General features: G+C 32.2%; 15 protein-coding genes and 2 pseudogenes. 9 read left to right on the top strand and 8 right to left on the bottom strand.

Features of this window, described 5'->3' with window-relative positions; translation table 11 throughout:
* From HX049_RS14600 to HX049_RS14580, 5 genes and pseudogenes are all read left to right on the top strand, one after another.
* Positions 1–210: a hypothetical protein gene (locus tag HX049_RS14600; protein ID WP_286416751.1), complete on the top strand. Its 210-nt coding sequence runs from the start codon at positions 1–3 to the stop codon at positions 208–210.
* A 50-nt stretch (positions 211–260) separates the two neighbouring features.
* Positions 261–626 (top strand): hypothetical protein, encoded by a 366-nt coding sequence (locus tag HX049_RS14595; RefSeq protein ID WP_286416749.1) that lies wholly within the window; start codon positions 261–263, stop codon positions 624–626.
* A 109-nt stretch (positions 627–735) separates the two neighbouring features.
* Positions 736–2,169, top strand: a pseudogene (locus HX049_RS14590) (IS4 family transposase).
* A gap of 93 nt (positions 2,170–2,262) precedes the next feature.
* Complete coding sequence (locus HX049_RS14585) at positions 2,263–2,709, top strand: hypothetical protein (protein WP_286416748.1); 447 nt, start codon at positions 2,263–2,265, stop codon at positions 2,707–2,709.
* 873 nt (positions 2,710–3,582) lie between these two features.
* On the top strand, positions 3,583–4,425 hold the full coding sequence (locus HX049_RS14580; protein WP_286416747.1) for a hypothetical protein: 843 nt from the start codon (positions 3,583–3,585) through the stop codon (positions 4,423–4,425).
* A gap of 68 nt (positions 4,426–4,493) precedes the next feature.
* On the opposite strand, the pseudogene HX049_RS14575 reads toward HX049_RS14580, so the two are convergent.
* The 7 genes and pseudogenes from HX049_RS14575 to HX049_RS14545 form a co-directional block, all read right to left on the bottom strand.
* Positions 4,494–4,872: pseudogene (locus HX049_RS14575) on the bottom strand (S41 family peptidase).
* Between the two features lie 104 nt (positions 4,873–4,976).
* Positions 4,977–5,543, bottom strand: coding sequence for a hypothetical protein (locus HX049_RS14570; RefSeq protein ID WP_286416746.1), 567 nt, complete (start codon positions 5,541–5,543; stop codon positions 4,977–4,979).
* 152 nt (positions 5,544–5,695) lie between these two features.
* Complete coding sequence (locus tag HX049_RS14565; protein ID WP_286416745.1) at positions 5,696–6,094, bottom strand: hypothetical protein; 399 nt, start codon at positions 6,092–6,094, stop codon at positions 5,696–5,698.
* A 53-nt stretch (positions 6,095–6,147) separates the two neighbouring features.
* Positions 6,148–7,827, bottom strand: a complete 1,680-nt coding sequence (locus HX049_RS14560; protein ID WP_286416743.1) for an alpha/beta hydrolase-fold protein — start codon at positions 7,825–7,827, stop codon at positions 6,148–6,150.
* Positions 7,828–7,893: 66 nt separating this feature from the next.
* Positions 7,894–8,706 carry a helix-turn-helix domain-containing protein gene (locus HX049_RS14555; RefSeq protein ID WP_286416742.1) on the bottom strand — a complete coding sequence of 271 codons (813 nt, stop codon included), beginning with the start codon at positions 8,704–8,706 and terminating at the stop codon, positions 7,894–7,896.
* Between the two features lie 29 nt (positions 8,707–8,735).
* Positions 8,736–9,047: a hypothetical protein gene (locus HX049_RS14550; RefSeq protein WP_286416741.1), complete on the bottom strand. Its 312-nt coding sequence runs from the start codon at positions 9,045–9,047 to the stop codon at positions 8,736–8,738.
* Between the two features lie 21 nt (positions 9,048–9,068).
* Complete coding sequence (locus HX049_RS14545) at positions 9,069–9,386, bottom strand: hypothetical protein (protein ID WP_286416740.1); 318 nt, start codon at positions 9,384–9,386, stop codon at positions 9,069–9,071.
* A gap of 251 nt (positions 9,387–9,637) precedes the next feature.
* Here HX049_RS14545 and HX049_RS14540 point away from each other — a divergent pair, with 251 nt between their 5' ends.
* Positions 9,638–10,363: an SDR family oxidoreductase gene (locus HX049_RS14540; protein WP_286416739.1), complete on the top strand. Its 726-nt coding sequence runs from the start codon at positions 9,638–9,640 to the stop codon at positions 10,361–10,363.
* Positions 10,364–10,405: 42 nt separating this feature from the next.
* Here HX049_RS14540 and HX049_RS14535 read toward each other — a convergent pair whose 3' ends face one another.
* Positions 10,406–11,209, bottom strand: coding sequence for a helix-turn-helix transcriptional regulator (locus tag HX049_RS14535; protein WP_286416737.1), 804 nt, complete (start codon positions 11,207–11,209; stop codon positions 10,406–10,408).
* 87 nt (positions 11,210–11,296) lie between these two features.
* Here HX049_RS14535 and HX049_RS14530 point away from each other — a divergent pair, with 87 nt between their 5' ends.
* The 3 genes from HX049_RS14530 to HX049_RS14520 are packed head-to-tail and all read left to right on the top strand — an operon-like array spanning position 11,297 to position 15,282.
* Positions 11,297–12,628 (top strand): TolC family protein, encoded by a 1,332-nt coding sequence (locus HX049_RS14530; protein WP_286416736.1) that lies wholly within the window; start codon positions 11,297–11,299, stop codon positions 12,626–12,628.
* Positions 12,629–12,640: 12 nt separating this feature from the next.
* Complete coding sequence (locus HX049_RS14525) at positions 12,641–13,699, top strand: HlyD family secretion protein (RefSeq protein ID WP_286416735.1); 1,059 nt, start codon at positions 12,641–12,643, stop codon at positions 13,697–13,699.
* Complete coding sequence (locus HX049_RS14520; protein WP_286416734.1) at positions 13,696–15,282, top strand: MFS transporter; 1,587 nt, start codon at positions 13,696–13,698, stop codon at positions 15,280–15,282. The genes HX049_RS14525 and HX049_RS14520 overlap by 4 nt, the downstream gene beginning before the upstream one ends.
* Positions 15,283–15,484: the final 202 nt, after the last annotated feature.

The raw sequence follows: 15,484 nt of genomic DNA, 5'->3' as shown, positions 1-15,484 counted from the left end.
ATGTTAGATGGAGATTTTCTTGATAAAAATAGAAAATATTTGGGTAATGATGGTATAGAAGATGACAAAGTTTATGTTGTAAAAACAACTCAAAAAGTTTTGAAAGCGGTGTCGCATCTGCTGGTATATCAAAAAATGATGCAAAAGCAACAACAAATTTTATTAAGAAAAATTCAGGAAATACAGGGGCATTCCAAAATGATTCAATAGCATACAATAATAGTGTAGAAATTGTTGGTGACCAAAGTGTTCGCCAAGATATGGTTAACATAGTTAATCAAGATAATGGAAAGGAGGGGACTTCTGATGCTAATAATAGAGAATATGGAGGAGTTCTTAGAAATGGAAAAGTGATAGAGTCTCTAATAGGTCCAGTAGGCAATCCTAAAACTGATTTGAATGTGTTTATTACTTATCCTACAATAAGAAACGGAGATATTACTTTTCATAGTCATCCAAGCGGACAGATAATTGAAGGGGTAGGAAGTGGACATGGAACAACCATAGGAGGAAGTATAACTACTTATCAATGGCAAAGAGCACCATCAACACACGACGTTAAGGAAGCTTCAGGAAATGAATATGTTTTCTCTCGTGGTAATGGAACGGTTTATATATATAACTGAAGTTTCGCACCCAAAACTGGGGCTTATAGAAGTGAAAAAATAGCATGTAAACCAAGGTAATCCCTTGGTTTTATTGTATCTTTAAGTTACGACACACAAAGTACAAAACATGCTACACTACGAAGATATTACTAAAGTTCAAGAAATAAAAGCGAAATTTAAAAAGGTTTGGTTGAGTACTGAATATTTAAATTCCCATTTAAACATATTAGGCTTTAATAAGATCACAAAACAGTTTGATTGGTGTAAAAAATCGGGGTATACATTTAGGGATTTAATATCCATACTTTTAATACTTCCCATTATAGGTATTAGTTCTGTATTTTCTTTATCTAAGGATAAAGACACTGCTATAAATAACTGTGGTAAAGATTCTTACTACCGTCTATTATCGAATCAAAACATTGACTGGAGGTCATTCTTATTTCAGTTTGTCATGCAATATTTACTTAAAGAAGAGCTTTTTACACCTGAAAAAGGTGCTACAAAATGCTTGATTTTTGATGATTCTGACCTTGCTAAAACAGGTAAAACAATTGAAGGTGTTTCAAAAATATACAATCATGTATCAAAGAGTTTCTACTTGGGATATAAGATTTTAGTAGCAGGATATTAGAATGGTAGCGTATTTATTCCAGTAGATTTTAGTTTACACCGTGAAAGCAAAAAGTCAAAACTGAAATATGGTTTAACTGCAAAACAACGTCAAGCTCAAAAAAAGACGCCTCGATGCTCGAAAACCGTTGCTGCAAAAAGATATTTAGAACTCAACAAAAAGAAGACAGATGTATTAGTACAAATGTTTTCAAGAGTGATAAAGCGCAAAATACCAGTAGATTATATTTTGATAGATACATGGTTTACAAGTATAAGTCTACTCAAAAAACTACGTAGTATCTGTGGGAAAACTCATATTATTGGTATGTATAAATACAATAGTAAGATTGAAGTTCAGTCGAAGATAAAAACGATTTCACAGCTTAAAAAGCAAGATAAAAAACCTAAAAGATGCCGTAAATTCAACTATTATTATCACTCTTATACAACTACTATTGACGGACTTGATGTTACAATATTTATTTCAAAACGAGGTGTTAATGGTAAATGGCATACATTAATAACTACGGATACATCATTAAGATTCGTCAAAGTAATAGAAATATACAGCATCCGATGGTCAATAGAAGTATTCTTCAAAGAAACTAAACAGCTTTTTGGACTTGGTAAAGCTCAATCCACAAACTTTGATGTTCAGATAGCCCAAACAACTATTGTATTTGTACAGTATTTGCTCATAAGTATCCGTTATAGAATGGAAGCTTATGAAACTATTTGAGGTCTATTTAAAGACCTCAAACAGGATTACATTGAAAACAAATTGAACGTTAGATTATTAGCTGTAGTAGCCTTAATACTTGATGTTTTGGAAAAATTGGTAGAGTCTATTGATATTCATGATATTATAACTAGAATAATTGATAATATCGAATCTTTGGGACTTTTGTCCAATAATTACAACTTTAAATATCAGACTAATACGTGAAAGGAAATCAGTGCGAAACTTGAGTATATAATAAATCAGGTGTTGTAGCTATCATCCCACAAAATCGTTTTGTTACACCTAAAAAATAAAAAAATGAAGCTTAAAATCAGTATATTATCCGTAATACTAATCTCTATTACAAATTGTTATGGTCAATCAGTTAATCAATTAAATGAATTGCTTAATAAAAGTATAGAAAAACATATATTAGAAAAACATTTAGAACAAGCTATTTTCTTAAAAGAGAATGTTCCTTCAGATTTTCAATTTGCAAAAATAGTCATTGATAACTGTGAAGTTACTTTTTTTGATAAGAGTATGTACCGTAAATCTGAATTAAAACAAGGGATAAAATCTTTTAGATTACTTCCTATTGTTCTAAAATATAATACTTTGTCGATTACGATAGCAAGTGTATTTGTTTCTAAAAAAGGCAATAATATTACTATAAGTAGCAGTGATTATTCAACTTATGATTATAGGTACTCCTGTGAGAAAATGCAATGGGAATTATTGGATATTAAAGAGAAAGGAATATAAAACCAAAATTCCAGATTAACAGTTCGGCGTTTTACTTTATAAAGTAGATTGAGTTTTTCTTTTAGTGACAAATAGAATCTATTTTGAGATTCTTTATTATGAAAAAACTATTTAGTACATTTGTTATCATTGTTGTCCGGTAAAAATATGTTGTAAAAAAAGAAGCCAGCATGCTGGCTTCTTTTTTTATGCTATATTGACAAATCTTGGGTTACATATTTTTATCGGACAACAATGAAAAAATTTCATTTTATCCAGCCTAAACTACCCCTATTTTACTATTTAGTTCTACTATTTTTAGAAAAAGACTCCGTATCTAGTCTGTTTAGGGACTTTAAACTAAAAAATGCTTGTACTTTTTTTAATAACCAAAAAACATAACTCGCTGATTTTTATATTATTATTATTTTAATCGGTTTTCTATAGTCCTTACGATCCCAGTAATAGCGTGCGTTCATCTTAAATTACTCGACAATTGGTGGAGAATACCCCGTAAATAGTGGAGTTGAAGATACGTTAGTCGATGAATGCTTCTTCTATTGATCAGGGACTGTTCTCCTATTTAAAATTTAGATTAACTGAGGCTGTCCACATCCTATCTAGCGCTATAATTATGCTAATAATAAAAAAGGATCTAAGATGAAATACTAACAAAGGTAAATAGGCAAAAACTGAGCTATTTTTAAGTAATCACATTAATTTCAACATCTTACTTATTGTCATGTGGTCTTTTTTCTCTATTATTACATTATTATGATACAAATCAATTCTAAACTTTATAAATACAGCGTAGAAGAATAAATAAACGCTATTTATATTGGTCTGATCAAAAAACATCCTTAATTACACCATAAACAACATCATCAAAACACAATGAACACTTTAAAACATATTCTATTAGCTAGTTGCATACTTTCTTTGGGTACGCTATTCTCACAAAAATTGAAAGACAAGGATCCTAACATACTTATACCTGAGCTATTCCAGAAAGAACAAGACATCCGTAAACGTTGTGAAACACTCAGCTCTAATCCTAATAGTGATCAAAAAGAGCTTTCTGACTGTTATATAGCAATGTCTAAAATTGATATTGAAAATCAACAATTAGCCTTACCTCTTCTAGATTCATATTTAGATAAACAGATCAGCCTAAACAATGAATCTCTGTCTAACCTATATTATATCATACAACACGCTGGTGGGGAAATACAGAAGAAATACAAAAAATTTATATCAGATCTCTTTACCAAGCAAATTATTACAAATCAAGAATACGCTTGGTTTACAGATAGGTTAAATGTCCGAAACAATAAAGCTCAGACCTTTGGTTTTCAAATAAAGTATTGGTCAGATACACAAGATACTCTTCCTTATCCTATCGATATTGATGCTGAAAAGAATACCATTCAGCTGGGATTAGAATCTAGTAAACAATATATGCTAGAGAACTACACTAATGAGTATAGCCCACAGTATATGACAGAAGAAGAATTTGTTTTATTTGGGCATATCAAAAACTCTTTTGATACTAAGACGACTCATATTCTCATTAATAATAAAGAGAAGATAGCTATTAATGATAAAGGTTTTTATATCATTAAACTGCATACTCGACCTCAAACTATCTCTGTAAAGCTGATCAAAAATAATGAAATAGTAGATTCTCAAGATATTCTAACTAACCAAAAAGACTGGATAGAAGTTGACTTTTACTAATATCGCATTAAGATCGTTACTGTAAATAGTAGGAACACTATCTATACATTCTACTATTTACATTACTGTTACTCACAATACTTTCTGACTACCTGTTCTATCCAGTCTTCAGTAGATGATAAATAGAAATCAGGTATCACTCCTTTTCCCTCATAGGGTAAATACTCGCGCCAATGTGTATTTAGATCCGTAAAATGTATTCTAAAAAGAGCAGATGGACTTACCTTATCTACAGCATAATTTCTACCATAAGTAATCGTCCCTCTGGTATTATCACCTAATACCATCACATTATTTAATTTCTTCAATTTTAATGTGAATTGCTCTGCATTACTAATGGTATTAAAATTTACAAGTACATATATTTCCTTTAAACTTCTTAAACAGGTTATAAAACTGTGCAGAGCTCTTGTATCCTCCTCCACTATTATTTCTTAAATCAAGAATAAGGTTCTTACTTATCAGATTATCTTTAATGAAGTTATAAAAAAAACATACTTCATAAACAGTTAATTCACTAGGTTATACATTAGATTAAAACATCACAGTTATCACTTCTTATCCCCTTCTTTCTCCATCAGCTCTATACGCTGTTCTAGCGTATTTTCTGTCTGAATAATATCTAATACGACCATCTTAAATGTCTGTTTGATGCTCTTATCCGTCTTATCCATATTAGAATACAAAAGATTCATTAGAAAAGCACTCTTATTACTTAACATTTGTTTTAAGTCTTCAATATTAGTCATAGCAGCTACCTTATCATAAGCAATTAGATCAATCTTAGTCGCTGCAATAGAACGCCACGCAGTTGTTTTAATCTGAGGAATGAAGATCCCCTTAGACTCCATGACTATCTGTTGTAGGCTTTTCTCTTCGTTATCAGCGTGCTTTTCTAAGGCTTTAACTAAGTCTTTCTGTATAGGGAGAATAAACTCTATTTCTTCTCTAGATTCTTTTAACTCACTGTAAACAGTCGAAAACACTTGATTGATATAGGCCTGGTCTTTTCTATGAGCGTTCCAATTATCAATAAAAAGAGCAATAAGAATACCCACCACGATAGGAATAATCTCTTTAATAAAGTGAATACTATAATTTTTAATCTTTTGTTTCATCTAATGATTATTTGTTAAAGTTAGAGATGATTTATTCCTAAAAAGTCAAAGCTAATTTAAATAAATAATTGAAAGATGGGAATAGTACTACAAAAAAAGTATGTATAAATGATAATATATCTTAATCCACCGATTAGATAGCCGCCCCTCTTTTACCCAAGATCTAAAAGCAACAACTCTACATCACTTTCATAATCACTCATATCCTTTGATTGTAAAATTAGATTAGTATTATTCTCTAATGCTATGGTCAGACGACAACTACTTTTAATAGACTGGCAATAAATACCTTTTATCTTCACTCCTATGGCCTCTAATTCTTGAGATTTATCTAAGTACATATAACTATCATCCTCTTCTATTTCTTTTATCTTCTCCATCACTGCAATACCCACGTCAATAAAAAAGTCAAACCAACCTAAAGCTTCTACTTTTAAGTAAAGTACAATCACATTATCACGTTCATCACTCATACACGTTATCACGCGCTCTATCCTCAAGCCATTTAACTCTACACAAACAAATTCATCATCTTGATACATTCTCTCCATCGTTTCTACCTATTAAACCCAAAAAAGCTAGTATTTATACTAGCTCTCTTGTCTTATTCTACTGTGATATCAATCTTATTAATCCAAATCGTCTTTCTATCTCTAGTCTTGTCAAAATTATCTAATATAAATGTAGTATCGTAATCTACTTTCTCATCATAGCACAACTTACCATTGACATATACTTTAACCTTGTTCTTCAGGTCTACCATTTCAGGAGAAATAGCAATAGAGAAGGATTTAACACGAGATGTTTCTATTCTAAATTCATTGTCTTTATAACGGGCTACAGTCTTACCTGATAAACGTAACATATCGAAGGCATTCTTATCTACCTCTATCATTTGTAGGTTTTCAGCTTTATTATACTCTAGCCATTTGGTAATTTTAAAGTTTCGTTCTTTATGCCAATCTGCTTTCTGGCCTAGTGTATCTAATTTGATATTAGTCAACCAATCTACACCTCCATAAGCATTGTCATCAAACTCCCATGTCAGCTCTTTAGTAAAACTCTTGCGCTGTCTCTCCTTAAGATCTTTAAACAATATCTCATAAGCTGGTTCTGATTCATCAAACTCAGGGAACCAATGTGGAAAACCGTTATATCGATACTCTTTATAGTCAGCCTTTAACTCATTCATCATCGCTGTAAAAGAATCATTTGCGTTAGGTGGATAATAATAGTCCTCATCTGTAGAGAAGTTGATAAAAGAACGATTCTTTATATTCTCTATAAAAGTTCCTCCTGTGAATACCTTAGGTTGAGTATTAAACCCATAGAATCCTGCAAAGGGAGAAGAGTCTTTCATCAGATAAGAGAATGAACCCGTCGCTCCATTAGAATGCCCTGCGATAAATACCTTATTATCATCTACATTAATAGCCTTCTTAACTTCTCTCAGCATAGCAGGTATCATAAAGAAGCCATCATTAGATGTCATCCAATTATACTTCTTACCTCCACTTGGGAATATTAATATTACCTCATCTAAATCTCCATATTTCGTATAGTATCTATTCCATCCTCCTAAACTAAGTTCTTTAGTCTGAAACTCTTGAAGATTATTGTATCTAACTGCTCCATGCAAAAAGAATAACACTGGATATTCCTTCTCTGGAGAATAGTTCTTAGGCAAATGAATAAAGAAAGAAGTCTTCACTGTATCATTTATAGCAAAGTTGATAGAATAATCTTGTTTTGCTTTAGGCAGATAAGGATTGTGCGCTTTGATTTCTTCATATAATTTCTTTCCATTAGTAGAGGCTAACTCTTTAGTAGATTTCACCTTATAGAATTCTTCCTCTGCCTTTTTTAGATTTACATCAAACTTAGCTTTTAACGCATATGCTTCACTCATCATAGAAGCCCATCTAGGATCATCTAATAAGTTCTTGTATTCCTCTAAAGCACTTTTGTTTGTTACATTTTGCCAACCAGGGAAGCCGTATTGTGCCCGTTCTATCTTTATCAACCGATCTAGATAAGCAAAGGCTTTATCTGCTTCTTTTAACTCTGAGGCAATGATTGATATTTCTGATAAATCAGCTGCTGTTATACTGTCTGGAAATGACTTAAACGCCTTTTCATAAAGAGAAAAAGCTTGTCTTTTACTTTGTTCATCCTTGTGCTCTTCTAACAAATAATCTGCTTGATTGATCAACTTAGAGTAAGTATTCTGTCCAAAAGACACTATACTAAACATAAATGTTAGTAGTACATGATATCCCTTCATAATTCTAATTATTAATAAAGCGAAAGTAAACAACACTACAATACTAAAATTGTACAAATGGAACATCTATTTCTCTAGATGCCAAAAAGTATCTTTGCTTCCTAGTTTAGTTCCTTTCTCAAAGAAGTTTTTAGGAGAATTATTTGTCATCGCTTTATAAGTTTTAATCAAATGAGACTGATCATTAAAGTTAAAACGATAAGCAATATCAGTCAACTTCTCTTCAGGAGAGGTATAGAGTTTCTGGTTCACCGTTCTTCTAAACAAATAGATATCATAAAACCTCTTTAAAGACACTCCCATATTGGCCTTAAAAACTCTATTTAGATGTTGTCTGCTAACTCCTAGTCTATCTGCTAACTCTTGTACAGAGAAGTTATCCTGTTCATGAAAGATATAAGCTATTGTTTGTTCTAGAAGGATATTTGAGAATGGCTTATATCTCTTCTCTAGCGCTGTATCTAGCAATGTGGTTATAATATCTACATCAGTAGTAGCAAAGACTTCTGCTAATTCGCCTATTTCCATAAACTTATAATCAGTAATCAGATTGACAAAACTTAAATGGCGATAAAACTGCTGTATCCCCAATGGGTGAAAGACAATAACGACTCTGTGTACTCTCCCCACCTGCTTCACATGAAGTATATCTTCTCTAATAGGAGTGAATATCTGATAATCATCTGCTCCTTCATTAAACGCCATCGAACCATCACTAGCTAATTGATGAGACGCATAGATAGAAATCGTATTGTTATAATGAGGAAAGCATTGATACTCTCTCACCTCATTATTCGGCTTTATATCTAAATAGTAATAGTCCACATACTTCTTTACTAAAGCACTCTTAGGACTAAAGGTTTCAAAAATCTCTTTCATCTCTTCTGTATCATGTATTTTTATCTTTATTATACTCCTACCATTAGGGTAGCCATATTGTCTGCCTCTGTAAATCCCTTTTTGATTAATACATTATTTACCTTCTGTTTAAAGATAGCTAATTCTAGATCTAATTGTTCTAACTCTTTTACTAAGTCCTCTTCTATAATACTCCATTTTACTCTTATCTCATCGTCTTCAAGCATATCGTTTGTATAATCTGAGAACTCTACCTTTCCGTCTCTTCTCCTATAAAACACCCACGGATGCCCTATCCATAACTGTATCCAAGTATCCTCTTCACTGTCAACTATTGCTAACCAATCTCTACAACTATCCATATCACAACAGCACATTGGTTCTTAAAGAATTACCTCTCCCTCTATAACAACGATACCACCTACTAATTTAGCGATTTGATCCTCATATTCTTCTAGCTCTATCTCCTCTAATTCCTTCTCTATAACTACAGATAGAGCATCTTCATCCATAGAGTTTACATCCACTAAAAAAGAACCTTCTTTTATGACTACTAAATGCCCTAGACTACTATCTGACAAACTTCTGTGCCAGTAAGCTTTCCACTCTTTTGGGCACTCTGTAGTACTACCTATAGGACTCTGATAGTCGCTTTTAGCATAATTGAATGGTGGTAATTCTATTGCGTTTATAAATCTCATCTCTATAAGTTTAACTCCTTTATACGAAGGTATTATAAAACCTCTTTAGTAAACTTGATAAAGCACAATCTTTCTAAAATATTTTTAATAAGATTTGTATAGCTAAACACAATAATCGTTTTAAAGAATAAGTCCTTTCATACTACATCGTACACACCTTATAACTAGATAAATATATCAAAAAAAAAGCTACTACATTAAAGGTAAAAACCAATTTTGTCAGTAAATTGCATAAAAACAATTCATAGACAATGGAAAAGAAATTAGTAGTAATCACAGGTGCTAGCTCAGGATTTGGTATGGAACTAGCAAAAGAATTTGCTCAAAGTGGACATCCTCTATTGCTATTAGCAAGAAGATTGGAAAAGATGGAGGCTCTAAATCTACCAAATACACTATGCAAAAGTGTAGATGTATCTGATAAAGATGCTTTCGAAAAGGCAATCCGTGAAGCTGAAGCAATATATGGCAAGACTGACTTATTAATTAATAACGCAGGTGTAATGCTATTAGGTGATTTAGCTACTCAGGATCCTCAAGAATGGAAACAAATGCTTGATATCAATGTATTAGGTGTCATGAACGGTATGCAAGCTGTAATGGGAGATATGAAGGATAGACAAACAGGGACTATTATCAATGTATCCTCAATAGCTGGTGTATTACCCTTTCATAATCACGCTGCCTACTGTGCTAGTAAATATGCTGTAAGAGGAGTAACACAAACTGCTCGTCTAGAACTCAGTCCTTATAATGTGCGTATTATTTCTGTTGAGCCTGGAGCAGTAGCAACAGAGCTCTTAAGCCACACAACCAGTGAAGATATTAAAGAGGGCTATAAAGAGTGGATGAAATCATCTGGAGCAAACCGTATTCAAGCTATTGATGTAGCACGTACTATCAAATTTGCTTACGACTTACCTCAGAGTGTATTATTACGAGAACTGATCATCTCAGATACAAAACAAAACGCTTAAAATAACAAAACGCTTATAGCTATAAACTATAAGCGTTTATTTCTACTTTATATTGTGCATTGAAATCTGGAAATCACTTGGTCTGACATTAAACAATTGCTGAAAAGTATTACTAAAAGCAGCAATGCTAGAATATCCAACATCGAAGGCTACTTCACTCACATTCTTATCTGTACTCATCAAAAGTTCCATTGCTTTAATCATTCTTACCATCTTTAAATATTGCAAAAACGAAATATCTAAATGAGTTTTAAATAATCTCGTCAACGTCCTCACACTATAGCCAAATACCTCAGCCATTCCATTTAGAGTTAATGCTTCTCCTAAATTCTTCTGTATATACTCTGTGATCAACAACATTTTAGGCTCTTCTGTTGTAGGCAATTGAATAGAAAATGATTTACCTGGATGCTGCATAATGTAGTGCTTCATCGTAGATAGAAACTCATAAGCCCAAGTATCAGGTAGGATAATTCCCTTCCACTGCCTAGCATAGATTAACATCTCATACATCAAATTACTCACTGGGTAAATACCTAAACGCTCCATAAAGCGATGCTCTACATCAGTATCTTCTTCATAGAAGTAGATATTTAGAATTACTACATCCGTAGTATTAGACTTGACATTGTGTATCATCCCTTTAGGTATCCATACATAATGCTGAGCTGGTATATAATACTCTCTTTCTTTTGTCTTTAGATAAGCAATCCCACCAGATACTAGAAGTATCTGACTCTTATTGTGCTTATGAGGAGGAAACCTGTGTTCTAATTGCTCTCGCATAATATAGATACTGTCCTTGTATTGATCTATTTCCTTTTCTGTTTGTAATAACATTTCCATAATGGCTAAAATAAGTAAAATATTGGCTAGTTATATAAAACACTTAGAATCATTCTAATTTAGTTTTGCAGTAAATAAATAGAATACATGAAACAGAACAACTTTTTATACCTAATAGTCTTTTTGCTCATAATAGGTCAAAAAGCACTACCCCAGTCTATTACGGATGATAAAAACACTTTTGATTTAGACAGAATATGGGAACTTACGCAAGAGAATCATAAAAAAACAAAAGCAATACAGCTAAATGAGAAAGCGCAACAAGAAAGTATTAAAAATACAAAAGCGAGTCAACTTCCTACTATAAACTTACAAGGTAGTTATAGTAGACTATCGGATATGCCCTTATATGAAGACGGTTTTCTAAACAAGCCTACAACAGTTAGGATCAACTCAACCAACTATAGTTCAATGTTAGCGACAGATGTAATACTGTACAATGGACTGAGCAAAAACAGAGAGATTAAAATACAAGAAGTAACTCTAGCCTCTATCCATTCACTACTCCAACTTTCGTTAGCTGAAATCAAACTAGAAAGTACGAAACTCTTTTATACGCTAATACGCCATACACATTATAAAGATCTTGTCGAAAAAGAGATAAAACAAGACAACAAACAACTTGCTGAGATTAACAGTCTATATAAGAATGGTACTATTCTTAAAAGTGATGTGTTGCGTTCTGAGGTGACCTTATCTAACCATGAAATGCTATTGACAGAAATAGAAAACAACATTCTGATTATCCAACAGCAACTTAATTTGCTAATGGGGCGTGATGAACTAGCCCCTCTAACACCATTGTATAAGGATTTAAAGGAAGAAATTAACTTAGAATCATCTTATGAATCTTATTTAGAAAAAGCATTGCATAACGCTTATGAACTGCAAATAGCAGATAATGACATTCAACGAAGTGAATTGGATTTAAAACAGCTCCAAGCGAAACTACTTCCTAAAGTAAGTCTATTCGCTGATTACAGTTTTAACTATCCACAGAGTAAAGCATATCCTTATGCTGATGCCTTATACGGTATGGGACAGGTAGGTCTTAAACTAAATATTCCTATCTCTAACTTATATCACACCAAGCATCAGAAAATAAGCCAGCAGTCCTTTATCTCAAAACAAAAAGTAGAAAGAGAACAAAAAGTAGATCAGTTAAAAAATGAGCTTAGAGCTTCTTATGTAAAATATACAGAAACGTTACAAAGAATTTCTGTTGCTGAAAAGAACATCAAGCAAACTACAGAAACATTGCGCATTATCAGAAATAGTTACTTTAATCAACAGTCTTTATTGACAGACTTATTAGATGCAGAAACACAACTATTACAAGCTCAATTCGACCTCACTACAGCAGAGATAAATGCTAAAATAGAATATTATCAAATACAAAAGGTAATCGGTAATTTATAAGTAAAAACAACTATGAGTACAAATAATAAAATAACAAAAACAGACCGTATCATTCTTAAAATAACTCAAATAATAGCGTTAGTAGCCATCGCTGGGTTAGCAGTCTATGGGATGATTTTGGGAATAGAATTTTTAAGATATGAATCAACTAATGATGCTCAAGTAGAGCAATATGTAAACCCTATAAATAGCAAAGTAGGTGGTTATATCAAAACAATACACTTTGAAGAAAATCAATTAGTAAAAGCTGGAGATACACTAATCACAATTGACAACAGAGATTATAAAGCTGTTCAACAAGAAGCTAAAGCCTCTCTACAAAGTGCGCAATCTCAAATCGACATACTAGATGCAAACATCAATACACTACATACTAATGCACAAGTAACAAAAGTTCAGATAGAAGTAGCTAAAGCAAAGCTCACTAGACAACAACAAGAGTTTAAACGATTTAAAAATCTACTCGAAGAAGAATCAACTACTCAACAGCAATTTGACAATATCAAAACGGCTCTAGATATAGCAGTATCAGAATACCAAGCTGCTAAACAAGCTTATCAAGCTGCATTGTCTAAAATAGAAGATGTAAAAGCTCAGAAAATAGCTGCTATATCTAATATAAAGTTGAGTGAAGCTACTTTAGATAAAAGCAACCTCAACCTAGGCTATACTGTTATCACAGCACCTTATACTGGTCGAATAGGCAAGAAGATTATACAAGAAGGACAATTAATCCAATCTGGTCAAACAATCTCTTATATCGTCAATGAAGAAAGAGGTAAATGGATCATAGCGAATTTTAAAGAAACACAAATTGGCAAGTTTAAAATAGGGCAATCTGCTAAAATAACAATAGACGCTTTTCCCGATATGGAATTTATAGGAGAGATAGAATCTATCTCTCCAGCTACTGGATCTAGATATTCCTTACTACCTCCTGATAACGCTACGGGGAACTTTGTCAAAATAATTCAACGCATCCCTGTAAGAATAAAACTAAAAGACAATGTGGCTAAGATTAGTAATTTATCTGCAGGAATGAATGCCAATGTATATATCGATAAACCATGAGAAACATAAAACTACCAACTTTTAAAGAGTGGGTACCAGATTACCTTATTCGTATCACTATTTTCTTAATACTCTTTCCTGCTTTAGCAGTATTTGCTTTTTATTATAGCAATACGCTAGAGACGATGAGTTATTATGGTATCGAAGCTTCTGACGTCCAGTATTCAGTAATATTAATGTATGGCGCTTTAGTTTGTTTTTTACCACTAGATGATCGATTAGTCAAGTATTTTTCCTTAAGACAATACCTCTTACTAGGTATTGTCTTTAATACGATCACTTATATTATCTGTGCTATGACTAGAGACTTGACTATCTTCTTTATTTGTCGTTTTATACAAGGAGCTGTATGTGCTTTATTCTGTAGCATCTGTCTTAATCTTATTTTTCCAAGACTTAATTCTGCTAGAGCACGTGTGATAGGATACACTATATTCTATGGTACTTTATTAGTTTCTGTTCCGATATGTGGAATAGTATGTAGCTACATACTTCAGTACTATTCATTTAATATTATGTTTTACTTACTGATTATCTTGCAGGTACCGGGAGCTGTTCTATTACTCACTATTACTAATAATGTACACATTAGAGAAAAACTCCCTCTATATCAAGTAGATTGGATTAGTTATATTTACTTTACGATTATTATCTGTTCTATCGGCTATATATTTGTATATGGACAACAATTAAATTATTTAGAACACAGTAGAATCAGACTGTTAACTAGTACAACAGTTGTAGGGTTAATCTTATTCATCTTGAGACAACTCAGTCTTAAAAGACCTTTTATTAATCTAACTGTTTTTAGGTATAAAGATTTTTGTTTAGGTATTCTCTTGATTATGATCTATTACTTTTTTAAAGGAACGACAGGTTTTGCTTACTCCTATTTACAGACATTAGGCGTATCTTCTATTCATCTGACTAGTATTTATGTCAGTAATACCTTAGGAACTATAGCCGGGTTGCTAATTGTGTCCAGATTATTATTAAGTGATGTTGCGATTAAATACATTGTATTACTTGGTTTTGGAACTTTGTTAATCTATCATATCCAAGTCTATTTTTTATTCTCTAATACAGGTACTAAAGAAAGCTTTATCATACCCTTTTTTATTCAAGGATTTGCCATTGCAGCTTTACACATTCCCTTAATAATATATGCAGCTACTTCTATACCACCAGCTATATCTAATGCTGTTTCATTCTTAGGAATTAGCTTTAGGTTTTTAAGCTTTTCTGTAACTATAGGAATTACCAATTACTTTCAATTATTTAATAAAAGTATACACTATAATAGAGCATCTGAATATATAGCATCCACCAATCCATTAAACAATGAAACACTTAAAAACATACAACACCATGTCACACTAGATGGAAAAGATTACACCACAGGAGCTCAGCTAGCCACTAAAATTTACAATAATCATATCAATACACAGATTATAACTAGAGCTTCACAAGACTACTATACTTGGGTTATTTGGGGATTGATATTTATTATTCTAATCGTCATGTTATCTTCCCCTACGAAGAAGATTCTTAGTAAGCTAAGTAAGGACTTTATACCTTATTAATACTTTTCCTTTTTCTAAGCTTTTTATACTGCCAGCCAAGTTCTCTCTAGAGGGAACTTGGCTCTTTTTCAACTAAAAGTGTAGATATACTATATACACAGTAATAACTCATTACAAGATAAGATTGAAAAACATTATCTTTATAAAAACGAAATACAATGTTCCGATATATAAGTTACTTTTTATTCTTCTCTTTAATTTT

The organism is Myroides odoratimimus (assembly GCF_030326305.1).
Classification (GTDB): Bacteria; Bacteroidota; Bacteroidia; order Flavobacteriales; family Flavobacteriaceae; genus Flavobacterium; species Flavobacterium odoratimimum_A.
This window is presented reverse-complemented; position numbering and strand designations above follow the sequence as displayed.